Annotated in this window: 23 protein-coding genes and 1 riboswitch; of the genes, 20 read left to right on the top strand and 3 right to left on the bottom strand. The window is 67.9% G+C overall.

What is annotated here, in order from left to right; all coding sequences use genetic code 11:
- Positions 1–5 precede the first annotated feature (5 nt).
- The 15 genes from ACAM55_RS23690 to ACAM55_RS23620 all read left to right on the top strand — a co-directional run bounded on the left by ACAM55_RS23690 (position 6) and on the right by ACAM55_RS23620 (position 15281).
- Positions 6–974 carry an ABC transporter substrate-binding protein gene (locus tag ACAM55_RS23690; protein WP_369653863.1) on the top strand — a complete coding sequence of 323 codons (969 nt, stop codon included), beginning with the start codon at positions 6–8 and terminating at the stop codon, positions 972–974.
- Positions 955–1833, top strand: coding sequence for an ABC transporter permease (locus ACAM55_RS23685; RefSeq protein WP_369653862.1), 879 nt, complete (start codon positions 955–957; stop codon positions 1831–1833). Before ACAM55_RS23690 ends, ACAM55_RS23685 begins: the two co-directional genes overlap by 20 nt.
- A complete protein-coding gene (locus ACAM55_RS23680) occupies positions 1833–2618 on the top strand; it encodes an ABC transporter ATP-binding protein (protein ID WP_369653861.1) in 786 nt (261 codons plus the stop codon). The genes ACAM55_RS23685 and ACAM55_RS23680 overlap by 1 nt, the downstream gene beginning before the upstream one ends.
- Before the next feature lies 1 nt (position 2619).
- Entirely contained in the window at positions 2620–3357 is a 738-nt protein-coding gene (gene hutC, locus ACAM55_RS23675; protein ID WP_369653860.1) for a histidine utilization repressor, read from the top strand.
- Positions 3358–3415: 58 nt separating this feature from the next.
- The gene (hutH, locus tag ACAM55_RS23670) at positions 3416–4972 is read left to right on the top strand and encodes a histidine ammonia-lyase (RefSeq protein WP_369653859.1); all 1557 of its coding nucleotides are present in this window, start codon (positions 3416–3418) and stop codon (positions 4970–4972) included.
- Between the two features lie 32 nt (positions 4973–5004).
- Complete coding sequence (gene hutU / locus ACAM55_RS23665) at positions 5005–6732, top strand: urocanate hydratase (RefSeq protein WP_369653858.1); 1728 nt, start codon at positions 5005–5007, stop codon at positions 6730–6732.
- 142 nt (positions 6733–6874) lie between these two features.
- The gene (locus ACAM55_RS23660; protein WP_369653857.1) at positions 6875–7609 is read left to right on the top strand and encodes an IclR family transcriptional regulator; all 735 of its coding nucleotides are present in this window, start codon (positions 6875–6877) and stop codon (positions 7607–7609) included.
- Positions 7610–7651: 42 nt separating this feature from the next.
- Positions 7652–8404, top strand: coding sequence for a transporter substrate-binding domain-containing protein (locus ACAM55_RS23655; protein ID WP_369653856.1), 753 nt, complete (start codon positions 7652–7654; stop codon positions 8402–8404).
- A 16-nt stretch (positions 8405–8420) separates the two neighbouring features.
- Complete coding sequence (locus ACAM55_RS23650; protein ID WP_124961348.1) at positions 8421–9089, top strand: amino acid ABC transporter permease; 669 nt, start codon at positions 8421–8423, stop codon at positions 9087–9089.
- Between the two features lie 64 nt (positions 9090–9153).
- Entirely contained in the window at positions 9154–9729 is a 576-nt protein-coding gene (locus ACAM55_RS23645) for a HutD family protein (RefSeq protein ID WP_369653855.1), read from the top strand.
- A 24-nt stretch (positions 9730–9753) separates the two neighbouring features.
- Positions 9754–11004, top strand: coding sequence for an imidazolonepropionase (gene hutI, locus ACAM55_RS23640; RefSeq protein ID WP_369653854.1), 1251 nt, complete (start codon positions 9754–9756; stop codon positions 11002–11004).
- A complete protein-coding gene (locus ACAM55_RS23635) occupies positions 11001–12386 on the top strand; it encodes a formimidoylglutamate deiminase (RefSeq protein WP_369653853.1) in 1386 nt (461 codons plus the stop codon). Before hutI ends, ACAM55_RS23635 begins: the two co-directional genes overlap by 4 nt.
- 4 nt (positions 12387–12390) lie before the next feature.
- Positions 12391–13215 (top strand): N-formylglutamate deformylase, encoded by an 825-nt coding sequence (gene hutG / locus ACAM55_RS23630; RefSeq protein ID WP_369653852.1) that lies wholly within the window; start codon positions 12391–12393, stop codon positions 13213–13215.
- Between the two features lie 48 nt (positions 13216–13263).
- On the top strand, positions 13264–14313 hold the full coding sequence (locus ACAM55_RS23625) for a homocysteine S-methyltransferase family protein (protein ID WP_369653851.1): 1050 nt from the start codon (positions 13264–13266) through the stop codon (positions 14311–14313).
- Between the two features lie 188 nt (positions 14314–14501).
- A complete protein-coding gene (locus ACAM55_RS23620; RefSeq protein ID WP_369653850.1) occupies positions 14502–15281 on the top strand; it encodes an SH3 domain-containing protein in 780 nt (259 codons plus the stop codon).
- Here the strand turns inward: ACAM55_RS23620 and ACAM55_RS23615 are convergent.
- Positions 15278–16189 carry a LysR family transcriptional regulator gene (locus ACAM55_RS23615; protein ID WP_369653849.1) on the bottom strand — a complete coding sequence of 304 codons (912 nt, stop codon included), beginning with the start codon at positions 16187–16189 and terminating at the stop codon, positions 15278–15280. The two genes, ACAM55_RS23620 and ACAM55_RS23615, sit on opposite strands and share 4 nt — an antisense overlap.
- Positions 16190–16292: 103 nt before the next feature.
- Here ACAM55_RS23615 and ACAM55_RS23610 point away from each other — a divergent pair, with 103 nt between their 5' ends.
- From ACAM55_RS23610 to ACAM55_RS23590, 5 genes are all read left to right on the top strand, one after another.
- A complete protein-coding gene (locus ACAM55_RS23610; protein ID WP_369653848.1) occupies positions 16293–16748 on the top strand; it encodes a PACE efflux transporter in 456 nt (151 codons plus the stop codon).
- A gap of 48 nt (positions 16749–16796) precedes the next feature.
- Positions 16797–16901, top strand: a riboswitch (S-adenosyl-L-homocysteine riboswitch).
- 59 nt (positions 16902–16960) lie between these two features.
- Complete coding sequence (metH, locus tag ACAM55_RS23605; protein ID WP_369656467.1) at positions 16961–19675, top strand: methionine synthase; 2715 nt, start codon at positions 16961–16963, stop codon at positions 19673–19675.
- Positions 19676–19727: 52 nt separating this feature from the next.
- Positions 19728–21542 carry an ArnT family glycosyltransferase gene (locus ACAM55_RS23600; protein WP_369653847.1) on the top strand — a complete coding sequence of 605 codons (1815 nt, stop codon included), beginning with the start codon at positions 19728–19730 and terminating at the stop codon, positions 21540–21542.
- On the top strand, positions 21539–22516 hold the full coding sequence (locus tag ACAM55_RS23595; protein ID WP_369653846.1) for a glycosyltransferase family 2 protein: 978 nt from the start codon (positions 21539–21541) through the stop codon (positions 22514–22516). The genes ACAM55_RS23600 and ACAM55_RS23595 overlap by 4 nt, the downstream gene beginning before the upstream one ends.
- A complete protein-coding gene (locus tag ACAM55_RS23590; protein ID WP_369653845.1) occupies positions 22513–22902 on the top strand; it encodes a GtrA family protein in 390 nt (129 codons plus the stop codon). The genes ACAM55_RS23595 and ACAM55_RS23590 overlap by 4 nt, the downstream gene beginning before the upstream one ends.
- Positions 22903–22995: 93 nt before the next feature.
- Here ACAM55_RS23590 and ACAM55_RS23585 read toward each other — a convergent pair whose 3' ends face one another.
- Both ACAM55_RS23585 and ACAM55_RS23580 read right to left on the bottom strand, forming a co-directional pair.
- Entirely contained in the window at positions 22996–24195 is a 1200-nt protein-coding gene (locus tag ACAM55_RS23585; RefSeq protein WP_369653844.1) for an amidohydrolase family protein, read from the bottom strand.
- Positions 24150–24902, bottom strand: a complete 753-nt coding sequence (locus ACAM55_RS23580; protein WP_369653843.1) for a TetR family transcriptional regulator — start codon at positions 24900–24902, stop codon at positions 24150–24152. The genes ACAM55_RS23585 and ACAM55_RS23580 overlap by 46 nt, the downstream gene beginning before the upstream one ends.
- Positions 24903–24916 lie beyond the last annotated feature (14 nt).

Genomic DNA, 24916 nt, shown 5'->3' with positions numbered 1-24916 from the left:
TACCCATGGTCAAGACGGTAGTTGTGAAAATCGCCTCCCTGCTGGCAGCAGGCGCATGTGCAGCGGGCATGGCCGGAACGGCCGCCGCGCAGGAAACCAAGATCGCGCTGGGCATGTCCGGCTGGACCGGTTTCGCGCCGCTCTCGCTGGCCGACAAGGCCGGCATCTTCAAGAAGAACGGCCTGGACGTCGAACTCAAGATGATTCCGCAGAAGGACCGCCACCTGGCGCTGGCCTCGGGCGCCATCCAGTGCGCGGCCACCACGGTGGAGACGCACGTGGCCTGGAACGCCAACGGCGTGCCCATCGTGCAGATCTTCCAGATGGACAAGTCCTACGGCGCCGACGGCCTCGCGGTGCGCAACGACGTGAAGAGCTTCGCCGACCTCAAGGGCAAGACCATCGGCGTGAGCGCGCCTGGCACGGCGCCCTATTTCGGCCTGGCCTGGATGCTCAACAAGAACGGCATGACGCTGAAGGACGTGAAGGTGGTGTCGCTCGAGCCGCAGCCCGCCGCCCAGGCCTTCGTGGCCGGCCAGAACGACGCCGCCATGACCTACGAGCCCTACCTGTCGACCGTGCGCGCCAACCCCACCGCCGGCAAGATCCTGGCCACCACCCTCGACTACCCGATGGTGATGGACACCGTGGGCTGCGCGCCCACCTGGCTCAAGGCCAATGCCAAGGCCGCGCAGGCGCTCACGCAGTCGTACTTCGAGGCGCTCGACATGATCAAGGCCGACCCGGCCAAGGCCAACGAGCTCATGGGCTCGGCCGTGAAGCAGACCGGCGAGCAGTTCGCCAAGTCGTCGGCCTACCTGCGTTGGCAGGACAAGGCGGCCAACCAGAAGTTCTTTGCGGGCGAACTCACCAGCTTCATGAAGGAAGCCACGCCCATCCTGCTGGAGGCCGGCGTGATCCGCAAGGCCCCTGAAGACTACGCGGCCACCTTCGATGCAAGCTTCGTCAAGTAAGGCCCTGCCGCAGGTGCAGCCGCGCACGGCGGCGCCTGCGCCGGCCGTTCCCTCCCAGGCCGCCGCGCCCGCGCGGCGCCGTTCGCTCGCGCCGCTCGAGCCCATCAGCGGGCGCGCCCGCGTGGTGCTCGGGCTGGCCTTCTTCGTGGCCTTCGTGCTCGTGTGGTCCATCGCCACGCTCGGCGGCTTCGTGCCGCCGACCTTCCTTGCCAGCCCGTTGACCATGCTCAAGGAAGGCTGGATGCTCTTCGCCGAGTTCGGCTTCATCGGCGACGTGGGCATGACCGTGTGGCGCGTGTTCGGCGGCTTCCTGCTGGCGGCCGTGCTGGCGGTGCCGCTCGGCATTGCCATGGGCACATGGAAGGCCGTGGAGGCCTTCTTCGAGCCCTTCGTCTCGTTCTGCCGCTACCTGCCGGCGTCCGCATTCATTCCGCTGCTCATCCTGTGGGCGGGCCTCGGCGAAATGCAGAAGCTGCTGGTGATCTTCATCGGCTCCTTCTTCCAGATCGTGCTGATGGTGGCCGTGACCGTGGGTGGCGCGCGGCGCGACCTCGTCGAGGCGGCCTACACGCTGGGCGCCAAGAGCCGCGGCATCGTGGCGCGCGTGCTCATTCCGGGTGCCGCGCCCGGCATTGCCGAAACGCTGCGCCTCGTGCTCGGCTGGGCCTGGACCTACGTGATCGTGGCGGAGCTCATCGGCTCCTCGTCGGGCATCGGCCACATGATCACCGACAGCCAGGCCCTGCTCAACACCGGGCAGATCATCTTCGGGATCATCGTGATCGGCGTCATTGGCCTCGTGTCCGACTTCGCTTTCAAGGCGCTCAACCGCCGTCTCTTTGCATGGGCGGCACTCTGATGACGAACAAGCAGCTTTCCATCCAGGGCGTCTCGCGCGTCTTCACCGGCACCAAGGGACAGAGCACGCAGGCGCTTCTGCCCATTGACTTCGAGGTGCGCGAGAACGACTTCGTCACCATCCTCGGCCCTTCGGGCTGCGGCAAGTCGACGCTGCTGCGCATCGTCGCGGGGCTCGACTTCCCGACCACCGGCCAGGTGCTGCTCGACGGCGAGCGCATCGAAGGCCCGGGCGCCGACCGCGGCGTGGTGTTCCAGAGCTACACGCTGTTCCCGTGGCTCACGGTGGCGCAGAACATCCGCTTCGGCCTGCGCGAGCGCGGCATGAGCGAAGCCGACCAGAAGGAGCGCAGCGAATTCTTCATCGCCAAGGTGGGCCTGCGCGGCTTCGAGAACCACTTTCCGAAGCAGCTCTCGGGCGGCATGCAGCAGCGCACCGCGATTGCGCGCGCGCTCGCCAACGACCCCAAGATGCTGCTGCTCGACGAGCCCTTCGGCGCGCTCGACAACCAGACCCGCGTGCTGATGCAGGAACTGCTGCTCGGCATCTGGGAGTCGGCGCGCAAGACGGTGCTGTTCGTCACGCACGACATCGACGAGGCGATCTTCATGGCCAACCGCGTGGCGGTGTTCAGCGCGCGGCCCGGCCGCATCAAGACCGAGATCGCGGTGGACTTTCCGCATCCGCGCAGCTACACGATCAAGACCTCGCCCGAGTTCATGGACATCAAGGCGCAGCTGACGGAAGAAATCCGCGCCGAGTCGATGGCCGCGGCCGAGCACTGACATGAAACGCGACTTGCCGTCCCTCGCGCTCTATGCGCAAGTCAAGGATCACATCTCCCGCAAGATCCAGGACGGTACCTGGCCGGCCGGCCACCGCCTGCCGTCCGAGAGCGAACTGGTGGCGCAGTTCGGCATCTCGCGCATGACGGTGAACCGCGCGCTGCGCGAGCTGATGGAGCAGGGCCGCATCGTGCGCATGGCCGGCGTCGGCAGTTTCGTGGCCGAGAACAAGCCGCAGTCCACGCTGCTGCAGATTGCCAACATCGCGAGCGAAATCCGCCAGCGAGGCCACGACTATCGCTGCGAGATGCTCGCGGTGGAGCGCGTTTCCGCATCGCCCGACGTGGCGGCCTGGCTCGACATGCGCGCGGGCACCTCGGTGTTCCACAGCGTCTGCCTGCATCTGGAGAACGACACGCCGGTGCAGCTCGAAGAGCGCTACGTCAATCCGCAGGTCGTGCCCGATTTCCTCGAGCAGGATTTTGCCGCCGTACCGCCCAGCGAGTACCTGGTGCGCAACGTGCCCTTCGACCAGATCGAACACGTCGTCGATGCCGTGCTGCCCACTGCGGAGCAGGCGAGCCGGCTCGCGATGGAGCCCACCGATCCCTGCCTGCTGCTCACGCGCCGCACCTGGACGCGCAACACGCCGGTCACCTGGGTGCGCTGCCTGCATCCCGCGTCGCGCTACAGCCTGGGCAGCCGCTTCAAAGCCGACGGCAATCCATCTTTCGGTTGAGTTTTTGTCCTTAACGACTTACGTTTTCTCTCGCAACCACTTGTATAGACAGGTTCACATGCCAACAAGCCATCACACCACCACCACCACCCTGACCCTCACGCCCGGCACGGTGGACCTCGCGATGCTGCGCCGCATCCAGGCCGGTGGCGTGCGGCTGGCGCTCGACCCCTCGGTGCAGGAAGGCATGGCGCGCGCCGAAGCGGCGGTGCGCCACATCGTCGACAACGACCAGGTGGTGTACGGCATCAACACCGGCTTCGGCAAGCTCGCGAGCACGCGCATCGGCAACGACCACCTGGCCGACCTGCAGCGCAACCTCGTGCTCTCGCACAGCGTGGGCACAGGCGAGGCGCTGACCGCGCCTGTCGTGCGCATGGTGCTGGCCACCAAGGCCGTGAGCCTGGCGCGCGGCCACTCCGGCGTGCGGCCCGCACTGGTCGATGCGCTGCTGGCCTTGTTCAATGCGGGCGTCATGCCGCGCATTCCGTGCAAGGGCTCGGTGGGCGCCTCGGGCGACCTCGCGCCGCTCGCTCACATGGCCTGCGTGCTCATCGGCGAGGGCGAGGCCACCACGGCCGACGGCGCCGTGATCAGCGGCGCCGAGGCCATGCGCCTCGTCGGCCTCGAGCCCTTCGTGCTCGGCCCCAAGGAAGGCCTGGCGCTGCTCAACGGCACGCAGGTGTCGACTGCGCTCGCACTCGCAGGCCTGTTCGGCGCCGAAGACGTGTTCGCTTCGGCCTTGATGTCGGGCGCGCTATCGCTCGAAGCCATCCAGGGTTCGATCAAGCCTTTCGATGCGCGCATTCATGCGGCGCGCGGCCAGCCGGGACAGATCGCGGTGGCCGGTGCCGTGCGCACGCTGCTCGAAGGCAGCGAGATCGTGCCGTCGCATGCCGATTGCGGCCGCGTGCAAGACCCGTATTCGGTGCGCTGCATCCCGCAGGTGATGGGCGCCTGCCTCGACAACCTCGCCCATGCCGCGCGCGTGCTGGTGATCGAAGCCAATGCCGCATCGGACAACCCGCTGGTGTTCTGCGACACCGGCGAAGTGATCTCGGGCGGCAACTTCCACGCCGAGCCGGTGGCCTTCGCGGCCGACATCATCGCGCTGGCCGTGAGCGAAGTCGGCGCCATCGCAGAACGCCGCATCGCGCTCTTGCTCGACACCGGCCTTTCGGGCCTGCCGCCGTTCCTGGTGCACGACGGCGGCCTGAATTCGGGCTTCATGATCGCGCAGGTCACGGCCGCTGCCCTTGCGTCGGAGAACAAGTCGCTCGCGCATCCCGCCAGCGTCGACAGCCTCCCCACCTCGGCCAACCAGGAAGACCATGTGTCGATGGCCACCTTCGCGGCGCGCCGCCTGGGCGACATGGTCAACAACACGGCGGTGGTCGTGGGCATCGAAGCCATGGCCGCCGCGCAAGGTATCGAGTTGAAGCGAAAGCTCAAGAGCTCGCCGCTGGTCGAAGCCGAATTCGCCAACATCCGCCAGAAGGTCGCCTTCCTCGAACGCGACCGCTACCTCGCGCCCGACATCGAAGCCATGCGCCAATGGGCGCTGAAGGCCGAGCTGCCGGCCGCGCTGCTGAACATCCTGCCCAGCCATTCGTAAGAACCGACATTCCGATTGAGGAGAACCACGCCATGAACGCTCCGGAAAAATTCGCCCTGAACAACCCCGACGCCGCCGATCCGCGCCACGATCCCACGCGCGTGATCCGCGCTCCGCGCGGCAGCACGCTCAACTGCAAGAGCTGGCTCACCGAGGCGCCGTTCCGCATGCTGCAGAACAACCTCGACGCCGAGGTGGCCGAGCGCCCGCAAGACCTCGTGGTGTACGGCGGCATCGGCCGCGCCGCGCGCAACTGGGCCTGCTACGACCAGATCCTGGCATCGCTGAAGGAACTCAACGACGACGAGACGCTGCTCATCCAGTCGGGCAAGCCGGTGGGCGTGTTCAAGACGCACGAGAACGCGCCGCGCGTGCTGCTCGCCAATTCGAATCTCGTGCCGAAATGGGCCAACTGGGAGCACTTCAACGAGCTCGACCGCCAGGGCCTCTTCATGTACGGCCAGATGACGGCGGGCAGCTGGATCTACATCGGCAGCCAGGGCATCGTGCAGGGCACCTTCGAGACTTTTGTCGAAGCCGGCCGCCAGCACTACAACAACAGCCTCGCGGGCAAGTGGATCCTCACGGCCGGCCTCGGCGGCATGGGCGGCGCGCAGCCGCTCGCGGCCACGCTGGCGGGTGCGGTGTCGCTCAACATCGAGTGTCAGCAGACCAGCATCGACTTTCGCCTGCGCACGCGCTACGTCGACAAGCAGGCGCGCGACATCGACCACGCGCTCGAACTCATCCAACAGCACCGCGACGCGAAGGAAGCCGTGTCGATCGCGCTGCTCGGCAACGCGGCCGACATCCTCCCCGAGCTGGTGAAGCGCGCGAAGGCCGGCGGACTCAAGCCCGACCTCGTGACCGACCAGACCTCCGCGCACGACCTGATCAACGGCTACCTGCCTTCGGGCTGGAGCGTTGCGCAATGGCAGGCTGCGATGAAGGACCCGTCGCAGCACGATGCGCTCAAGACCGCGGCCGCCAAGTCGTGTGCCGTGCACGTGCAGGCCATGCTGGACTTCCAGGCCATGGGCATCCCCACGGTCGACTACGGCAACAACATCCGCCAGGTCGCTTTCGACGAAGGCGTGAAGAACGCCTTCGACTTCCCGGGCTTCGTACCGGCCTACATCCGCCCGCTGTTCTGCGAAGGCAAGGGCCCGTTCCGCTGGGTGGCGCTCTCGGGTGACCCCGAAGACATCTACAAGACCGACGCCAAGATCAAGGAGCTGTTCCCCGAGAACACCCACACGCACCGCTGGCTCGACATGGCGCGCGAGCGCATCGCGTTCCAGGGCTTGCCCGCGCGCATCTGCTGGCTGGGTCTGGGCGAGCGCCACATCGCGGGCCTGGCCTTCAACGAGATGGTGAAGAACGGCGAGCTCAAGGCGCCGATCGTCATCGGCCGCGATCACCTGGACACCGGCTCCGTCGCCAGCCCCAACCGCGAGACCGAAGCCATGAAGGACGGCACCGATGCCGTCTCCGACTGGCCGCTGCTCAACGCGCTGCTCAACACCGCGGGCGGTGCCACATGGGTGAGCCTGCACCATGGCGGCGGCGTCGGCATGGGCTATTCGCAGCACTCGGGCGTGGTCATCGTCTGCGACGGCACCGAGGCCGCCGCCAAGCGCATCGAGCGCGTGCTGTGGAACGACCCGGCCACCGGCGTCATGCGCCATGCAGATGCGGGTTATGACATTGCCGTGGCCACGGCGAAGAAGCAGGGTCTCAATCTGCCGATGGTGCGCTGACCTTCCTCTGCAGCGGTAAGACGAAGGTAGAAAGAAAAAGCGCGCCCATTCCCACTTGGTGGGAATCGGCGCTTGGATGTGGGAACGGCGGGCAAGATACTGCACGCCGCATCCACTTTCGACGCCCCCGCGATTGCCCCCGATGACACCGCTGACCGAAGCTTCCGCCCACAACGATCGCGCCCTGCTGGTGCTGTCGGTGCTGGCGCAGAGCAAGGTGGCGATGTCGGCGGCGCAGCTGATGCAGGCCACGGGCCTTTCGCAGAGCACGCTGTACCGGCAGATCGCGATGCTGCGGCGCTGGGGCTTCGCGATGGAGTCCGACGGGCGCTATTCGCCCGGCCCGGTGAGCGTGCAGCTCGCGAGCGGCTTCGACGGCAACTCCGACCTCGTGATGGCGGCGCGCGCCGACATGCGCGCGCTCGCACAGCAGAGCCATGAAAGCGTGGCGCTGGTCACGGCCGTGAACGACCGCGTGGTGTGCCTCGAGATGATCGACAGCGAGCAGTCGCTGCGCTGTTCGTTCGACCGCGGCCGCAGCGTGCCCGCGCGCGACGGCGCCAGCGCCAAGTGCCTGCTGGCCCACATGCCGCTCGATCAGCGCGACGCCTTGCTCGACGCGTTCGGCGAAAGCCCCGAGCGCCGCGCCGAGCGCGCCGCCGAACTCGACGCCATCCGCGAGGCCGGCCATGCCGTGACGCATGGCGAGGTCGATGCCGGTGTGTGGGGCGCGAGCGCGCCGGTGCTGGCCTCGGGACGGCGCCTGCGCGGCGCGATCACGCTCATGGCACCGCTCACACGCGTCGAAGGCACGGAAGCTGCATTGCTCCACATGACCGTCGTCACGGCGGCTCGCATTTCCCGCGCACTGCAGTAGACATCGCTGCGCCTTTCTTTTTCAACCCATGGAAGCCTTCACATGAACACCCGCCGCACCCTCGTCGCCGCCGCCCTCTCGAGCCTCGCCTTCTTCGGCTTTGCCGCCACCGCGCAAGCCCAGGGCGAGCCGCTGCGCGTGGCTACCGATGCCACCTTTCCGCCGATGGAATACGTGGAGAACGGCAAGCGAACGGGCTTCGACGTGGAACTGGTGGAGGCCATCGGCAAGACGCTGGGCCGCAAGATCGAGTGGATCGACATCGACTTCAAGGGCCTCGTGCCGGGCCTGGTCTCCAAGCGCTTCGACATGGCGGTGTCGGCCATCTACATCACCGACGAGCGCAAGAAGGTCGTCGATTTCACCGTGCCGTATTACGCGGGCGGGCTGGTCGTGATGGTGAAGGACGGCAACGCGGCCATCAAGACGCCGGCCGACATCAACGGCAAGAAGGTCAGCGTGCAGGTGGGCACCAAGTCGGTCGCCTACACCAAGGAAAAATTCCCGCAGGTGCAGCTGATGGAAGTCGAGAAGAACCAGGAGATGTTCAATCTCGTGGACATCGGCCGCGCCGACGCCGCCGTGACCGGCAAGCCCGCCGCCTACCAGTACGTGCGCACGCGCGGCGGCCTGAAGGTGCTGCCGGAGCAGATCACCACCGAGGAATACGGCATGGCCATTCGCAAGGACACGCCCGAACTCACCAAGGCCGTGAACGGCGCCATCGAGAAGCTCAAGGCCGACGGCACCTATGCGCAGATCGTCGCCAAGTGGTTCAGTGCCAGCGCCAAGTAAATAAATAGAACGGCTCATGGATTTCGACTTCTCGCCGGTCTGGCAGGGCTGGCCGGACCTGCTGCGCGGTGCGCTCGTCACGGTGGAAATCACCGCCTGCGCGCTCGCGCTCGGCTGCGTGTTGGGCCTCCTGGTCGGCATCGGCCGGCTCAATCCGAAACGACGCTGGCTGTACGGCGTGTGCACGGCCTACGTGGCGGCGATTCGCGGCACGCCGCTGCTGGTGCAGCTGTTCATCTTGTTCTTCGGTCTGCCGCACTTCGGCATCCTGCTGCCGGCCTTCTTGTGCGGCGTGCTGGGGCTGGGCGTGTACTCGGGCGCGTACGTGTCGGAGATCGTGCGCGGCGCGATCCAGTCGATCGACAAGGGCCAGACCATGGCCGCGCAGTCGCTGGGCATGACGCCCGGCACGGCGATGCGCGAGATCGTGCTGCCGCAGGCGGTGGTCCGCATGATTCCGCCGCTGGGCAACGAGTTCATCGCGCTCATCAAGAACTCGGCGCTGGTGTCGCTCTTGACGATCCACGACGTGATGCACGAGGGGCAGAAGATCATCAGCGTGTCGTACCGTTCGCTGGAGGTCTACCTGGCCATTGCGCTCGTGTACTTCGTGCTCACGGGCACGATGACGCTGGTCCTGCGGCACTTCGAGCAGAAGCTGAGGCAGGGCGGGTTGATGCGATGAGCGGCGCTGTATTTGCATTTCTCCCTCCCCTCCCCCGGAAGGGGAAGAAGCAAGAGGATGCGTCATGAACAACGTGCAGCGTTTCTCGCGCAGCGCGCTGCCGGCCACGCCCTGGAAGAACGGCGGCGGCACCACGCAGGAAATCGTCAGCTGGCCCCAAGGCGCGGGGCTCGAAAGCTTCGGCTGGCGCGCAAGCATCGCGACCATCGCGGCGGCCGGGCCGTTCTCGGTTTTCGCGGGCGTCGACCGCAGCATCATGCTGCTGGAGGGCGACGGCGTGCGGCTCTCCACGCAGGACGGGCGAGTGGACCACCGGCTCGACGTGCCGCATCGGCCGTTCGCGTTCGGCGGCGATGACGCGATCGATTGCACGCTGCTGGGCGGCGCATCGTCGAACGATTTCAACATCATGACGCGGCGCGGCAAATGGCGCGCCGACGTGCGGGTGCTCGCGAATGCATCGGCCGTCGAGCCCGCGCCGCACGGCGTGCTGCTTGTGCTTCGCGGCGCATGGCGCCTGAACGGCGAGGCCTGCGCCGAGGGTGAAGGCGTCTTCTGGACCGACACCGAGCAGGCATGGCAGGCCGTGCCCGAAGGTGAAGGCGCGCGGCTGGCTGCGGTTCGCATCGTCCCGGCGTAAGCTGTGGAAACCGGAAGACGAACCATGACATCCGCACACCCATTTCCATCGGCCGACGGCCTCTGGACCGGCCTGCGCCTGGCGCCCGGTGCCGCGCCCGACGCCGCATTGCCAGCCGACACCGAAGCCGCGATCGCGGTCACGGAGGGCACGATCCGCTGGGTCGGCGCCCGCGAAGCGCTGCCCTCCGAGTTTGCCGCCCTCGCGCCGCACGACGGCGGCGGCGCGCTCGTCACGCCCGGCCTGGTCGATTGCCACACGCATCTGGTCTACGGCGGCCAGCGCGCCAACGAGTTCGCCATGCGCCTCGCTGGCGCCACCTATGAAGAAGTGGCAAAGGCCGGTGGCGGCATCGTCTCGTCGGTGCGCGCCACGCGCGAAGCCGACGAAGACACGCTCTTCGCAGAGGCCGCGCCGCGGCTCGAACAGCTGCTGGCCGATGGCGTCTGTGCCATCGAGATCAAGTCGGGCTACGGCCTTTCGCTCGAGCACGAACGCAAGCAGCTGCGCGTGGCGCGGCGCCTGGGCAAAGCCTATGGCGTCACCGAGCGCACCACCTTCCTCGGCGCCCATGCGCTGCCGCCCGAATACGCGGGCCGCAGCGGCGACTACATCGACCTCGTCTGCAACCAGATGCTGCCCGCGCTCGCGGCGGAAGGGCTGGTCGACGCGGTGGACGTGTTCTGCGAGCGCATCGCCTTTTCGCTCGAGGAAACAGAGCAGGTCTTCAAGGCCGCGAAGGCGCTCGGCCTGCCGGTCAAGCTGCATGCCGAGCAGCTCTCCGACATGGGCGGCGCCGCACTGGCCGCGCGCTATGGCGCGCTGTCGTGCGACCACATCGAGCACCTGTCGGCCGAAGGCATCGAGGCCATGCGCCAGTCGGGCACCGTGGCCGTGCTGCTGCCCGGCGCCTACTACACGCTGCGCGACACGCACCTGCCGCCCATCGAGGCGCTGCGCGCCGCGGGCGTGCCGATGGCCGTGTCGACCGACCACAACCCGGGCACCTCGCCGGCGCTGAGCCTGCTGTTGATGATGAACATGGCGTGCACGCTGTTCCGCCTCACCGTGCCCGAGGCGCTGGCCGGCGTCACGGTGCATGCGGCGCGCGCGCTGGGGCTGTCCTCCACGCACGGCGTGATCGCCGAAGGCATGCCCGCCAACTTCGTGCTCTGGAACGTGCGCGATGCGGCCGAGCTCGCCTACTGGTTCGGCCAGCGGCCCGTGCGCAGCGTCGTGCGCCGAGGCCGCATCGCCGTCGGAGCTGCCGCATGACGCAAACGCTTTTCGCGGCCGACGCATTGCTGCCCGAAGGCTGGGCGAAGAACGTCCTGCTGTCTTGGAACGACGCCGGCCAGCTCACGCAGGTGCAGTCCGCCGCGCCGCCTGCCGCCCGCGTGCAGGTGGCGAACGGCCCCGTGATTCCCGGCATGCCCAACCTGCATTCGCACGCCTTCCAGCGCGCCTTCGCGGGCCTCACCGAACACCGCGCCGAGCAGCAGGACAGCTTCTGGAGCTGGCGCACGCTGATGTACCGCTTTGCCGCGCGCCTGGGCCCGCAGCACATGGAAGCCATCGCCACCTGGCTCTATGCCGAGATGCTCGAGGCAGGCTACACCAGCGTGTGCGAGTTCCAGTACGTGCACCACGACGCCGACGGCCGACCCTATGCCGACGATGCAACCCTGAGCCTCGCGCTGCTGCGCGCTGCGCAGAAGGTGGGCATCGGCTTCACGCTGCTGCCCGTGCTGTACCAGACCAGCGGCTTCGGCGGCCTGCCGCCCAACGAAGGGCAGCGCCGCTTCATCCGCTCGACCGATTCGATGCTGCGCCTGCTGGGCACGCTGAAGCCCGCGTGCGATGCAGCGGGCGCGCGGCTCGGGCTGGCGCCTCACTCGTTGCGCGCCGTGCCACCCGATGCGCTGCGCGAGGCCGTTGCGGGCCTTGAAGCCATCGACCCCGGCGCGCCCATTCACATCCACATTGCCGAGCAGACCAAGGAGGTCGACGACTGCGTCGCCTGGAGCGGCCAGCGGCCGGTCGCCTGGCTGCTCGACCACGCACCGGTCGATGGGCGCTGGTGCCTGGTGCATGCCACGCACATGGACGCGGCCGAATACGCGCGCGGCGCAAAGAGCGGCGCGGTGGCCGGCCTGTGCCCGACCACCGAAGCGAATCTTGGCGACGGCATCTTCGATTTCCCGGCATGGCGCCACCATGGCGGCGCCTGGGGCGTGGGGTCCGACAGCCATGCCACGGTCAACGCGGCGGAAGAGTTGCTGATGCTCGAATACAGCCAGCGCCTGGCTTGGCGGCAGCGCAATGTCGGCGCCGATGCGGCGCAGCCGCACGTGGCCACCGCGCTCACGCTCGGCGCGGTGAGCGGCGGTGCGCAGGCATCGGGCCGGGCCATCGGCGGCCTTGCCGCGGGGCAGCAGGCCGACTTCGTCGTGCTCGATGCCGCGCAGCTTGCGCTGCAGGGCCTCGCCGCGCCCGACATGCTGTCGTCGCACGTCTTTGCCAGCCACCGGACTTCCGCCATCGATGCCGTCTGGGTGTCCGGCCAGCCGCGCGTCGCCGCGGGCCGCCATGCCTTGCACGACGAGGCCGCCGCCGCATTCGTCGCGGCGCGCGGCCAGCTTCTTCTGGAAAATTGATCCCATGAGTTTCACCACCACCGAACCCCCGTTCCGCTTTCGTCAGGGCACGCGGCCCTTGCTGATCTCGATGCCGCATGTCGGCACCCACGTGCCGCCCGCGCTCGCCGCCCGCTTCACCGAAGAGGCGCGCCAGGTGCCCGACACCGACTGGCACCTCGAGCGGCTCTACGACTTCGCCGATGCGCTCGGCGCCTCGGTGCTCGTCGCCACGCATTCGCGCTACGTGATCGACCTGAACCGTCCGCCGGACGGCGCCAGCCTCTACCCGGGCCAGAGCGTCACCGGCCTGTGCCCGGTCGACACCTTCGACGACACGCCCGTCTACGCGTCCAGCGGCGACTTGCCGGACGACGAGGAAATCGCCGCGCGGCGCGACGCGATCTGGCGGCCGTACCACCAGCAGCTGCAGGCCGAGCTTGACCGCCTGAAGGCCACGCACGGCACCATCGCGCTGTGGGACGCGCACTCGATCCGCTCGGTGCTGCCGCGCTTCTTCGAGGGCAAGCTGCCCGACCTCAACCTGGGCACCGGCAACGGCACCAGCTGCGATCCGGCGCTGGCGGCCACGCTGCTCGATATCGCCAAGTCGGCCGAATCGGCCACGGGCTACACCGGCGTGCTCAACGGCCGCTTCACGGGCGGCCACATCACGCGCCGGTACGGCAACCCCGCCGCTGGCGTGCATGCGGTGCAGCTGGAGATGACGCAGTCGAGCTATATGCAGGAGAAGCTGCCCTTCGACTACCTGCCCGAAGTCGCGGCCGGCGTGCAGCCGCACGTGCGGCGCATGATCGAGGCGGTGCTGGAATTCGTGGAACGCCGTTAAAGCACCGACAGCGGCCAAGGGCAGCCTCGCTTCCTACAATCAGGGGCTATGAAGCCCGTCACCTACACCCGCGGCCAGGCCCTGCCCGGCATCCTCGAAAAGCGCATCGCCATCCTCGACGGCGCGATGGGCACGATGATCCAGCGCTTCAAGCTCACCGAGGAACAGTACCGCGGCGAGCGCTTCAAGGACTTCGAGCGTGACGTGAAGGGCAACAACGAGCTGCTCTCGCTCACGCGGCCCGACGTGATCCGCGACATCCACGAGGGCTACCTCGCGGCCGGCGCCGACCTGATCGAGACCAACACCTTCGGCGCGACCACCATCGCGCAGGAGGACTACAAGATGGCGCATCTCGCGCGCGAGATGAACCTCGAATCGGCCAAGCTCGCGCGCGCCGCCTGCGACAAGTTCAGCACGCCGGACAAGCCGCGCTTCGTGGCCGGCGCCCTGGGCCCGACGCCCAAGACCGCGAGCATCAGCCCCGACGTGAATGACCCCGGAGCGCGCAATGTCGACTTCGAGCAGCTGCGCGCGGCCTACTACGAGCAGACCGAGGCGCTGGTCGAAGGCGGCGCCGACGTGATCCTGGTCGAGACCATCTTCGACACGCTCAACGCCAAGGCCGCGCTGTTCGCGGTGGACGAGTACTTCGACAACAGCGGCCAGCGCCTGCCGCTGATCATCAGCGGCACCGTGACCGACGCGTCCGGCCGCATCCTGAGCGGCCAGACGGTGACCGCGTTCTGGCACAGCGTGCGCCACGCGCAGCCGCTGGCCGTGGGGCTCAACTGCGCGCTGGGCGCGGCGCTGATGCGCCCCTACATCCAGGAACTGGCAAAGGTGGCAGGCGACACTTTCATCAGTTGCTACCCGAACGCCGGCCTGCCCAACCCGATGAGCGAAACCGGCTTCGACGAGACGCCCGACGTCACCTCGCGGCTGCTGCACGAGTTCGCGGCCGAAGGGCTGGTGAACATCGTCGGCGGTTGCTGCGGCACCACGCCGGACCACATCGCGGCGATCGGCAAGGCCGTGGCGCCGGTTGCAGGCCGCCTGCTGAACAACAACGCCGGCTTCTATCGCGAAGCCGCGTAACTGGGCTCGCCCCCAGTCTTCGCGCACTTCGTGTCGCTTCGCCAAACCCCCTACCGGGGGCAACACCAGCGGCCCGGCAAAGCCGGTTCCGCGGTGTTTCACGAAGGGGACAGCGGCGCTGTTGCGTTCGTGGCTGATTGACGGCATCTGTGCCGCCGCCTAGGCTGGCTGCGCAAAGGAAGCCCATCATGAACAACAAACTCCTCATGCGCTGGATCGGCATCGGCGCCATTGCATTGGCCTTGCCGCTGGCGGCCGCGGCGCAGCAGGCCTTCACGCGCGGCGCGGTCAACCTGCGGGCCGGCCCTTCGGGCGACTATCCGCTGGTGGCGCGGCTAGGGCCGGGCCAGCCGCTTGATGTGATCGGCTGCACCGGCGGCTACAGCTGGTGCGACGTGGTGCTGCCCGACGGCGGGCGCGGCTGGGTCTGGGCGAGGAGCCTCGACTACGCCTACCAGGAGCGGCGCGTACCGCTGGCGACTTATGGGGCGGTGATCGGCGTGCCGATCGTGACCTTCGTGATCGGCAGCTACTGGGCCGATTACTACCGCGACCGGCCCTGGTATGGCGAACGGCGCTGGTGGGGCAGCCGGCCGCCGCCTCCGCCGGTGCCCGGATGGCGCCCGCTGCCGCCCGTGCGCCCTGACTGGCAACCCAAGCCGTGGCCCGGCCCCGGTTTCAAACCCCAGCCAGGGCCCGGCGTCCGGCCGCAACCCGGGCCCGGCTATCGCGCGCCCCATCCGGGACCAGGCTACCGCCCGCCGGCGGACCCGGGCTTCAAGGCGCCTCGGCCCCAGCCGGCCTTCCGGCCCGGGCCACTGCCCGGCCAACCGCAAATGCACCAGGGCGGCGGACGGCCCGAGGGTGGCGGAGGCGGGCGCAAGCAGCGCGGCGATGAAGGCGGCGGCAAGGGTGGCGGCCACGGTGGCGGCGGAGGCAAGGGCGGCGGCCACGGCCATCGCGACTAGGGCGCAAGGCCCGCCGCAGCCTGGCGGTCGCGCGCAATCAGCGCCACGAAGCGCTGCGCCCCCAGGCCCAGCGGCCGCTCGCGCGACCACACCACGTCGACCCACAGGTCGAGCCCGTTGCTGAGGTTCTCGAACGGAATCTCGACCAGCGCGCCGGCGGCCACATGGGGCTTGGCAAAGTTGCGCGGCAGCCAGCCCCAGCCGAGGCCGGCGGTGATCAGGCTCAGCGCGGCCAGCGCGTTGTCGGTGCGCCAGACATGGCGCGCGAACACGAAGCGCGGGTCGCTGGTGGCCAGGTCGCGCCCCGCCACGACGATCTGCCGGGTGTTCGTGAGGTGTTCTTCCCGCAGGCGCTCGCCGGCGGCCGCCATCAGGACGGGATGGTTGGGGGCCATCACCGCCACCATGGTGTCGCTGCCGACTTCCTGAAAGCCTTCCCGCCCGTCGAGGCTCGGGCGCTCGAACACCAGCGCCAGCTGCGCGCGGCCACTGTGCAGCAGCGCCAGCGCATCGGCCTGGGGGGCGGCCAGCACCTCGACCTGAAGCAGCGGATATTCCTCGGCCAGCGCGGCCAGCGGTCCGCTCCAGGGCGCGGCCAGCAGTTCGGGCGCAATCGCCAGCGTGAGCCGGTTTTCCAGCCCCTGGGTGAGTGCGAGCGCCTGCACCTGCAACTGCTTCAGCTGGGCCGCCAGGAGCCGCGCCTGCGGCTCCAGCGATCGGGCGGCGGCGGTCGGTTGCGGTTCGCGGCCGCTGCGGTCGAACAGGGGCAGTGCCAGTTCGGCCTCGAGGTTGGCAATGGCCATGCTCACGGCCGAAGGCACCTTGTGCAGCGCGCGCGCCGCAGCCGAAAAGGAGCCGTGGTCGATCACGGACAAAAAGACTTCGACGTTGTCGCTGGAGAAGGCCATTGCCGCACCAATCTATCAATAAAACTGAAATAAGTTAACTTTTTATATCAGTTAACAACAAATAAAGTCCAGCCATCGTCTTCATTCGCCAGAGGAAAGAGCCATGCAGGGGTTTCAGCGTCGCGTCGTCTACATCACCCTTTACGAAGGGATCGCCATCGTGGCCGCCAGTGCCGGCCTGGCGCTGATGACGGACGCCGGGCTCGGCCATTCCGGCGTGCTGGCGGTGGCCGCCTCGGTCATCGCGGTGATCTGGAACCTGGTGTTCAATGCCCTGTTCGAGCGCTGGGAGTCGCGCCAGGCGGTGCGCGGGCGCAGCGTGCGCCGTCGCGTGGCGCATGCCATCGGCTTCGAGGGCGGGCTGATTGCGTTCCTGGTGCCGATGTTCGCCTGGGGCCTGGGCGTGTCGCTTTGGCAGGCGCTGGTGATGGACCTGGGGCTGGTGGTGTTCTTCCTCGTCTACACCTTCGTCTTCAACTGGGCTTTCGACCGGGTGTTCGGGCTGCCGGCTTCGGCCGCGCCCCTCGGGCCTGCGTCCGTGGCCGGGCAGGGGGCCTGAACATCCCCAACGGCCGCGGCCCTTGCCGCAGCCGGTAAAATTGCGCTCCCTTCCAAGGAGCGTTGCAGCGGCGGCCCACATCAACAGGCCCGCCGTCAGGCTTGGAAGGCGCCCTGTGGCCGGGGCGCAAGCCGCAAACGACGCTCACCTGACGTTTTTTCCTGCACAGGTGAGCCCCCATGAGCGATGTTCCCACGCCTTCCGTTCCCCCGATGAAGCTGTCCGGCCTCGAGCCGGTGGCCATCGATGCCGGATCGCTGTTCGTCAACATCGGCGAGCGCACCAACGTCACCGGCTCCAAGGCCTTCGCCCGCATGATCCTGAACGGCCAGTTCGAAGACGCCCTGGCCGTCGCGCGCCAGCAGGTCGAGAACGGCGCGCAGGTGATCGACATCAACATGGACGAGGCCATGCTCGACAGCAAGGCCGCGATGATCCGCTTCCTGAACCTGATTGCCAGCGAGCCCGACATCGCGCGCGTGCCGGTGATGGTCGACAGCTCCAAGTGGGAGGTCATCGAGGCGGGCCTGCGCTGCATCCAGGGCAAGGGCATCGTCAACTCCATCTCCATGAAGGAGGGGGTCGACAAGTTCAAGCACGAGGCCAAGCTGGTGAGGCGCTATGGCGCCGCCGCGGTGGTCATGGCCTTCGACGAAAAGGGCCAGGCCGACACCTACGAGCGCAAGATCGAGATCTGCGAGCGGGCCTACCGCATCCTGGTGGACGAGGTGGGTTTCCCGCCCGAGGACATCATCTTCGACCCCAACATCTTCGCGATTGCCACCGGCATCGAGGAGCACGACAACTACGCGGTCGACTTCATCAACGCGGTGCGCTGGATCAAGGAGAACCTGCCGGGCGCCAAGGTGTCGGGCGGCGTGAGCAACGTGAGCTTCAGCTTCCGCGGCAACGACCCGGTGCGCGAAGCCATCCATACCGTGTTTCTGTACCACGCGATCAAGGCGGGCATGGACATGGGCATCGTCAACGCCGGCATGGTGGGCGTGTACGACGACCTCGAGCCGACCCTGCGCGAGCGCGTGGAAGACGTGGTGCTGAACCGCCGCCCCGACGCCGGCGAACGCCTCGTCGAAGTGGCCGAGACCGCCAAGAGCGGCGCCAAGGACGACAGCAAGAAGCTCGAATGGCGCGGCACGCCGGAACATCCGGTGCACGTGAACCAGCGCCTCTCGCACGCCATGGTGCACGGCATCACGGACTTCATCGTGGAGGACACCGAGGAGGCCTACCAGCAGATCCTCGCCAAGGGCGGCCGTCCGCTGCACGTGATCGAAGGGCCGCTGATGGACGGCATGAACATCGTGGGCGACTTGTTCGGCCAGGGCAAGATGTTCCTGCCGCAGGTGGTCAAGTCGGCGCGCGTGATGAAGTCGGCCGTGGCCCACCTCATTCCCTACATCGAGGAGGAAAAGCGCCAGGACGAGGCCGCGGGCCGCGACGTGCGCACCAAGGGCAAGATCATCATCGCCACCGTGAAGGGCGACGTGCACGACATCGGCAAGAACATCGTCACCGTGGTGCTCCAGTGCAACAACTTCGAGGTGGTGAACATGGGCGTGATGGTGCCGTGCCACGAGATCCTCGCCCGGGCGAAGGTCGAGGGCGCGGACATCGTGGGCCTGTCGGGCCTCATCACGCCCAGCCTGGAAGAAATGCAGTACGTGGCCGGCGAGATGCAGAAGGACGATCACTTCCGCATCAAGAAGATTCCGCTCCTGATCGGCGGCGCCACCACCAGCCGCGTACACACCGCCGTGAAGATCGCGCCGCACTACGAAGGCCCGGTGGTCTACGTGCCCGATGCTTCCCGCAGCGTGAGCGTGGCGCAGTCGCTGCTGTCCGAGCAGGCCACCGCGTACATCGACGAGATCAACGCCGACTACGAGAAGGTGCGCACGCAGCACGCCAACAAGAAGCAGGTGCCGATGTGGCCGCTGGCCAAGGCGCGCGCCAACAAGACGCCGATCGACTGGTCCGGCTACACGCCGCCCGCGCCCAAGTTCATCGGCCGCCGCGTGTTCAAGAACTTCGACCTGACCGAGCTCGCCAAGTACATCGACTGGGGCCCGTTCTTCCAGACCTGGGACCTGGCGGGCCCGTTCCCGGCCATCCTGAAGGACGAGATCGTCGGCACCGAGGCCGTGCGCGTGTATGCCGACGGCCAGCGCATGCTCAAGCGCCTGATCGAAGGCCGCTGGCTCAGCGCCAGCGGCATCGTCGGCTTCTGGCCCGCCAACACGGTGAACGACGACGACATCGAGCTCTACACCGACGAGACGCGCAGCGAGGTTGCCATGACCTGGTACGGCATGCGCCAGCAGACCGAGAAGCAGGTGATCGACGGCGTGATGCGGCCCAGCCGCTGCCTGGCCGACTTCGTCGCACCGAAGGACAGCGGGCTGAAAGACTATGTGGGCGTGTTCGCGGTCACGGCGGGCCTGGGTGTCGAGAAAAAAGAGAAGTATTTCATCGACGATCTCGACGACTACTCCGCCATCATGCTGAAGGCCCTGGCCGACCGGCTGGCCGAGGCCTTTGCCGAATCGCTGCACCATCGCGCGCGCACCGACCTCTGGGGCTATGCGCCCTACGAGGGTTTGAGCAACGAGGACATGATCGCCGAGAAATACCGCGGCATTCGACCCGCGCCCGGCTACCCCGCCTGCCCCGACCACAGCGTGAAGCGGCCGATGTTCGACCTTCTGGGTTGCGCGGACATTGGCATGACGCTGACGGAAAGCCTCGCTATGATGCCCGCCGCCAGCGTGAGCGGCTTCTACCTGAGCCACCCCGAGTCGACGTACTTCAACGTCGGCAAGATCGGGCACGATCAATTGCAGGACCAGGCGGCACGGCGCCGGACGAGCGAATCCGACCTCGAGCGCCTGCTGGCGCCGAACCTTTGAACCTGCCGGCCGGCATGGCCGACCGGCGCCGGGAGTTGTTATTCAGAAGTTGATGTTTGCCGCCGCGCACTACGCGGCACTGGCGGTCTTTGTCATTGCCTGCTGGGGTTTCGGACGCGCGCTGCTGGCGCGCCTTTCGCCGCCGCCACGCCGGGACGCCTGGCTCGAATCGGCGATGGCCGCGACCCTGGGCGTCGGCCTCTTCATCTGCGCCTTCCAGGTGCTGGCGATCTTCGGCGCGTTCAAGGTCGGCGCGACGGTGACGCTGATCGCCGCCGGCTTGGTGGCCGCCGCCCTCCAGCTGCGGCCCGGGTGGCGCGACGTTCGCACGGTTCGCGCTGCGGCTGTGGCCTCCGCCGCGCCATGGACCCGCGCCGACAAGATCGCGGCCATCGCGCTGGGCCTGGTGGCGCTGCCCGCGCTGGTCGCGCCGCTCGCGCCGCCCGCCGCCTTCGACGAGCTGATGTACCACCTGCCCTATGCGCGGCAGGTGGCGCAGCAGGGCTCCCTGGGCATCCACGAGTGGCTGCGCTACCCCTGGTTTCCGTACAACTACAACCTGCTGTATGCCGCCGCGCTGCAGGTGGGCGACGACGTGCTGCCGCATTTTCTCAATGCGCTGGCGGGTGTGCTTTCGGCGGTCATGGTCCTGCGCCTCGGCATCCAGCACACGAACCGGCTCACGGCCTTGATCGGCACGGCCATCTGGGTCGGCATCGGCGACTATTCGAATGCGCTGATCGACATGGGCGTGGCGCTCTTCGTGCTCGGCGCCTGCGTGGCGCTGTGGTGGTGGCGCGAATCGCAGCCGGTGCAGGGCGGCATGCGCTGGCTCGGCCTGGCGGCGTTCTGCCTCGGCGTGGCCGCGGGTTCGAAGTACCAGGCACTCACCTTCCTGCCCCTGGTGGCCCTGTTCGTCGTCTGGCACGAGCGCCGGCCCAAGGCGTGGGCGCTGGCGCTCATTTGCTTCCTGGTTCCGTGCGTGTACTGGTACGCCCGCAACGCCATCATGACCGGCGATCCGTTCAACCCCATCGGCGCGCGCGTGTTCGGTTTCACGGAGTGGATTCCGGCCGACTACGTGCAGCAGGTGGCCGACGTGCGCGACCATGCGGCGCGGCCCAATGCGCTCATCTGGGCCGTGTTCCTGGCACCGTTCAGCATGCTGTGGAAGCGTTCGGCCGCCGTGCGCGCGGCGGGCTGGTTCTGCTTTTATTCCGTGGCCGTGTGGATCGTGACCTCGCGCTATCCGCGCTATCTCATGGCCTCGTTTCCACTGCTCGCGCTGATGGCGGCCATCGGCTGGCAGGTGCTGTTCGGCTGGATTGCCAAGGGCGTGCGCCGCGCGTTCGGCGGCAAGGGGGCGACGGCGACCGCCGAGGATGTGCCGGCCGCCGCCTCCACCGGGCGTCTGGGCCTTGCCGGCGACTGGATCGTCGTGCTGCTCGTGGCCGCGCTGGCCGCCGTGTCGTTGCGGCAGACGGCGGTCAAGGTGGCGATGATCTCGCCCACGCCCGAAACCCGCGAAGCCTTCCTGCGCCAGCACGTGCCCGGCTATGCCGCCATGGACTACCTGCGCCAGCATGCCGACGGGCGCGTCTACCAGATTGCGCTGAACGAGGCGATCTACTACGGCCCCAATCCGATCTGGGGCGATACGCTCGGCCCGTGGCGCTACCGCGATTTCCTGCTGCTGCCTCCGGGCGACATGGCGGTCAAGCTCGCCCGGCTGGGTTTCACGGCCATCGTCATGCCCACGTCGATGGTGCCCACGCTCGCTACCCGGCCCGGCTTCGACCAGCATTTCGCCCTGCTGTACGAGAAAGACGGCGGCCGGGCCTATCGCATTATTTCGACCGCACCATGACCGACGACAACCAATCCGCCGCAGCCCGCGCACCGATACGCATCGCAGCGGTGATCCCCTGCTACAACGAGGCGCTGTCGATCGCGCAGGTGGTCGCGCAATTCCGCGCGGCGCTGCCGGAGGCCGAGATCCACGTCTTCGACAACAACTCCACCGACGACACCGCCGCCATCGCGCGCGCGAGCGGCGCTTTCGTGACGCACGTGGCGGCACCCGGCAAGGGCAACGTCGTGCGGCGCATGTTCGCCGACGTCGAGGCCGACGTGTACGTCACGGTCGACGGTGACGCCACATACGACGTGGCCAGCGCACCGCGGCTGGTGGAAACGCTGGTGCAGGGCAACCTCGATATGGTGGTGGGCTGCCGTGTCGACGACGGGCGGAACGCGCTCACCTACCGCGCCGGCCACCGCTTCGGCAACCGGATGCTCACCGGCGCCGTGGCGCAGCTTTTCGGCGGCGGCCTGACAGACATGCTGTCGGGATACCGCGTGTTCTCGCGCCGCTATGCCAAGTCGTTTCCGGCCCTTTCGCACGGCTTCGAGATCGAGACCGAGCTCACGGTGCACGCACTCGAGCTGCGCATGCCCCATGCCGAGCTCGACACCGCCTACAGCACGCGGCCTGAGGGTTCGCACAGCAAGCTCTCGACCTACCGCGACGGCTGGCGCATCCTCCGGACCATCTGCAAGCTGTTCATCAGCGAGCGGCCGCTGCAGTTTTTCACGATCCTTGCGGCGCTGCTCGCAGTGGGTGCGATCGCGCTGGCCATTCCGCTGCTGATCACCTACCTGCACACCGGCCTGGTGCCCCGGCTCCCCACGGCGGTGCTGTCGACCGGCGCCATGCTGGCCGCCATGCTGTCGATGGTCTGCGGCGTCGTGATGCACGCCATCCGGCTCGGCCGCCGCGAGGCCAAGCGGCTGCGCTACCTCGCGATTCCCGGCGTCGGGCAGTTCCGCCGCACGCCATGAAGGCGGGCCGCGAGTTCCTGGCGTTCGCCATCGTCGGCGCGGCGGGATTCGTGGTCGACGTGGCCGTGCTATATCTCGCGGCGCCCTTGCTGGGCTGGTACGGCGCGCGGGTGCTGTCGTTTCTTGCGGCGGCCACGGCCACCTGGGCGCTGAACCGGCGCTACACATTCAGCGGCCGGCGTTCCGATGCTTCGGTGCTGCGCGAGTACCTCGGCTACCTCGTGACCATGCTGGGGGGCGCGGTCGTGAACTATGGCGCCTACGTGCTCGTGCTGCACTGGGCTTCGGGTCCCTGGGCACCCGCGGCCGGCGTGGCGCTGGGCAGCTGCGCGGGACTGGTCGTGAACTTCCTGTCGGCGCGCTACCTGGTGTTCAAGGCGCGATAGATGCCGGCGGAGATCGGCGCCGACGCTGCATGGGCGCTGCTGACCCTCACCCTGGCCCTCTCCCGGAGGGAGAGGGGACAAGGCGGGCGCTGCTCAGTGTGCGCCTGACACCACCACCGGGATTTCCGTCGCCGGCGGCGTGTTGCGGCTGCGGCCGCAGCGCACGATGCCGTCGATCATCACCATGCCCACGCCCGGAATGTCGCCGAGCTGCACGCTTTCGAGCAGGCCCGGCGCCGGCGAATGCTGCGCGCGGTCCATGAAGACGAAGTCGGCGTCGCGGCCCACCTCGATCAGCCCGCAGTTGAGCTTGCGGATCTTCGCCGTGTTGCCGGTGGCAAAGCAGAACACCAGCTCCGCCGGAATGTTGGCGATGGACGACAGCATGGCCACCATGCGCAGGATGCCCAGCGGCTGCACGCCCGAGCCGGCCGGGCCGTCGGTGCCCAGAATCACGCGGTGCGGGCACTTGAGTTCGAGCGCGGCCTTGGCCGCGGCTATGGCGACCTTCTCGTTGCCGTTGTGCACGATCTCGATCGCACGCGAGCTCTTCTCGCACAGCTCGCACACATGCGCCTCGGGCAGCGAGGTGTGGCCGCCGTTGATGTGGCCGATGATGTCGGCGTCGGCCTCCAGCACCACGTCCTTGTCGATCAGGCCGGAGCCCGGAATCGACGGGCCGCCGGTGTGGATGGTGCTCTGGATGCCGTACTTGCGCGCCCAGGCCACCATTTCCTTGGCCTCGTAGCCGGCCTTCACCGAGCCCAGGCCCACTTCGCCGAGCAGGCCCACGCCGGCTTCGGCGAGCTCCTTGAAGTCGCTCTCGACCATGCCCTTCTCGATGACCGGCGCGCCCGCCAGCACCTTCACGCCGCCGGGACGGAAGTTGTCGAACGCGCGCTGCGCGGTGATGGCCAGCGCCTTCAGGCCCACGATGTCCTTCGGGCGGCCCGGCAGGTGCACCTCGCCGGCCGAGATCATGGTGGTCACGCCACCGTGCATGGTGGAATCGATCCAGCCGATCTGGCCCTGGCGCGGCGTCCAGTCGCCGAACACCGGGTGCACGTGGCTGTCGATCAGGCCCGGCGCCACGCAGGTCTGCTTCGCGTCGATGACGGTCTTCGCGCCTTCGAGGTCGCAGTCTTTTTCCTTGCCCACCTGGACGATGAGGCCGTCGTTCACCACGAGGGTGTCGGCGTCGAGGATGGGCTTGTCGATGTCGCCCGAGAGCAAGAGGCCGATGTTCTTTATGACGACCTTGCCCGACTTTGCGCCGGCTGCGATTTCTGCCATTTCGTGGTGTCCTCGTGGGGTGGGGTGTTGTCTTGTATGTCGTCCGAGCGCACGGTGCGCAGCACGGTCTCGATCACGAAGTCTTCCCAGTGCGTGATGGCCTCGGGCGATTCCAGCGGCTCGCCCAGGAATGCGGTCAGCGTGTGCCGGTTGGAGGTGTAGAAATAGCCGGTGGACGCGATCAGCAGGTAGATGTCGCGCGCCACGAGATCTTTGCGGAACAGGCCCTGGGCTGCGCCGCTCGCGAGGATCTCGGCAATGATGGCCACCGCCCGCGACGAGTACTCGCGCGCCCGCAGCGACTTCGAGATGTGCCGGCCCTTATGCAGGTTCTCGGTGTTCAGGAGCGTGACGAACTCGGGGTTCTTGCGGTAGTAGCCCAGCACGAAGCGGATCACCTCGGTGAGCGCCTCCACGGGCCGCGAGGCATCGAGCGCAATGGCGGCCTCGGCATCGTCCATGCGCTTGTAGATGCCTTCGAGCACTGCGATGAAGAGGCCTTCCTTGCTGCCGAAGTAGTAGTAGATCATCCGGTCGTACGACTTGGCCGCCTTGGAGATTTTCTCCACGCTGCCGCCGTCGTAGCCGTACTTGGCGAACACCTTGGTCGCCGCCTTCAGGATGCTGTCGCGCGTGGCCTGCGCCGCGGCCTCGCGAACGCCGGTGCGGCGCTGGGGCTTGGTGCTGGCGGAGCGGCTGTCGGCCATCGTGCGCGGCGCCG

The organism is Variovorax sp. V213, from assembly GCF_041154455.1.
Taxonomy (GTDB): Bacteria; Pseudomonadota; Gammaproteobacteria; order Burkholderiales; family Burkholderiaceae_C; genus Variovorax.
This window is presented reverse-complemented; position numbering and strand designations above follow the sequence as displayed.

What these genes read in the sequence shown, in the direction of transcription:
- ACAM55_RS23690 (WP_369653863.1), top strand. Translation starts at nt 6, where the DNA reads ATGGTCAAGACGGTAGTTGTGAAAATCGCCTCCCTGCTGGCAGCAGGC.
- ACAM55_RS23685 (WP_369653862.1), top strand. Translation starts at nt 955, where the DNA reads ATGCAAGCTTCGTCAAGTAAGGCCCTGCCGCAGGTGCAGCCGCGCACG.
- ACAM55_RS23680 (WP_369653861.1), top strand. Translation starts at nt 1,833, where the DNA reads ATGACGAACAAGCAGCTTTCCATCCAGGGCGTCTCGCGCGTCTTCACC.
- hutC (WP_369653860.1), top strand. Translation starts at nt 2,620, where the DNA reads ATGAAACGCGACTTGCCGTCCCTCGCGCTCTATGCGCAAGTCAAGGAT.
- hutH (WP_369653859.1), top strand. Translation starts at nt 3,416, where the DNA reads ATGCCAACAAGCCATCACACCACCACCACCACCCTGACCCTCACGCCC.
- hutU (WP_369653858.1), top strand. Translation starts at nt 5,005, where the DNA reads ATGAACGCTCCGGAAAAATTCGCCCTGAACAACCCCGACGCCGCCGAT.
- ACAM55_RS23660 (WP_369653857.1), top strand. Translation starts at nt 6,875, where the DNA reads ATGACACCGCTGACCGAAGCTTCCGCCCACAACGATCGCGCCCTGCTG.
- ACAM55_RS23655 (WP_369653856.1), top strand. Translation starts at nt 7,652, where the DNA reads ATGAACACCCGCCGCACCCTCGTCGCCGCCGCCCTCTCGAGCCTCGCC.
- ACAM55_RS23650 (WP_124961348.1), top strand. Translation starts at nt 8,421, where the DNA reads ATGGATTTCGACTTCTCGCCGGTCTGGCAGGGCTGGCCGGACCTGCTG.
- ACAM55_RS23645 (WP_369653855.1), top strand. Translation starts at nt 9,154, where the DNA reads ATGAACAACGTGCAGCGTTTCTCGCGCAGCGCGCTGCCGGCCACGCCC.
- hutI (WP_369653854.1), top strand. Translation starts at nt 9,754, where the DNA reads ATGACATCCGCACACCCATTTCCATCGGCCGACGGCCTCTGGACCGGC.
- ACAM55_RS23635 (WP_369653853.1), top strand. Translation starts at nt 11,001, where the DNA reads ATGACGCAAACGCTTTTCGCGGCCGACGCATTGCTGCCCGAAGGCTGG.
- hutG (WP_369653852.1), top strand. Translation starts at nt 12,391, where the DNA reads ATGAGTTTCACCACCACCGAACCCCCGTTCCGCTTTCGTCAGGGCACG.
- ACAM55_RS23625 (WP_369653851.1), top strand. Translation starts at nt 13,264, where the DNA reads ATGAAGCCCGTCACCTACACCCGCGGCCAGGCCCTGCCCGGCATCCTC.
- ACAM55_RS23620 (WP_369653850.1), top strand. Translation starts at nt 14,502, where the DNA reads ATGAACAACAAACTCCTCATGCGCTGGATCGGCATCGGCGCCATTGCA.
- ACAM55_RS23615 (WP_369653849.1), bottom strand. Translation starts at nt 16,189, where the DNA reads ATGGCCTTCTCCAGCGACAACGTCGAAGTCTTTTTGTCCGTGATCGAC.
- ACAM55_RS23610 (WP_369653848.1), top strand. Translation starts at nt 16,293, where the DNA reads ATGCAGGGGTTTCAGCGTCGCGTCGTCTACATCACCCTTTACGAAGGG.
- metH (WP_369656467.1), top strand. Translation starts at nt 16,961, where the DNA reads ATGAAGCTGTCCGGCCTCGAGCCGGTGGCCATCGATGCCGGATCGCTG.
- ACAM55_RS23600 (WP_369653847.1), top strand. Translation starts at nt 19,728, where the DNA reads ATGTTTGCCGCCGCGCACTACGCGGCACTGGCGGTCTTTGTCATTGCC.
- ACAM55_RS23595 (WP_369653846.1), top strand. Translation starts at nt 21,539, where the DNA reads ATGACCGACGACAACCAATCCGCCGCAGCCCGCGCACCGATACGCATC.
- ACAM55_RS23590 (WP_369653845.1), top strand. Translation starts at nt 22,513, where the DNA reads ATGAAGGCGGGCCGCGAGTTCCTGGCGTTCGCCATCGTCGGCGCGGCG.
- ACAM55_RS23585 (WP_369653844.1), bottom strand. Translation starts at nt 24,195, where the DNA reads ATGGCAGAAATCGCAGCCGGCGCAAAGTCGGGCAAGGTCGTCATAAAG.
- ACAM55_RS23580 (WP_369653843.1), bottom strand. Translation starts at nt 24,902, where the DNA reads ATGGCCGACAGCCGCTCCGCCAGCACCAAGCCCCAGCGCCGCACCGGC.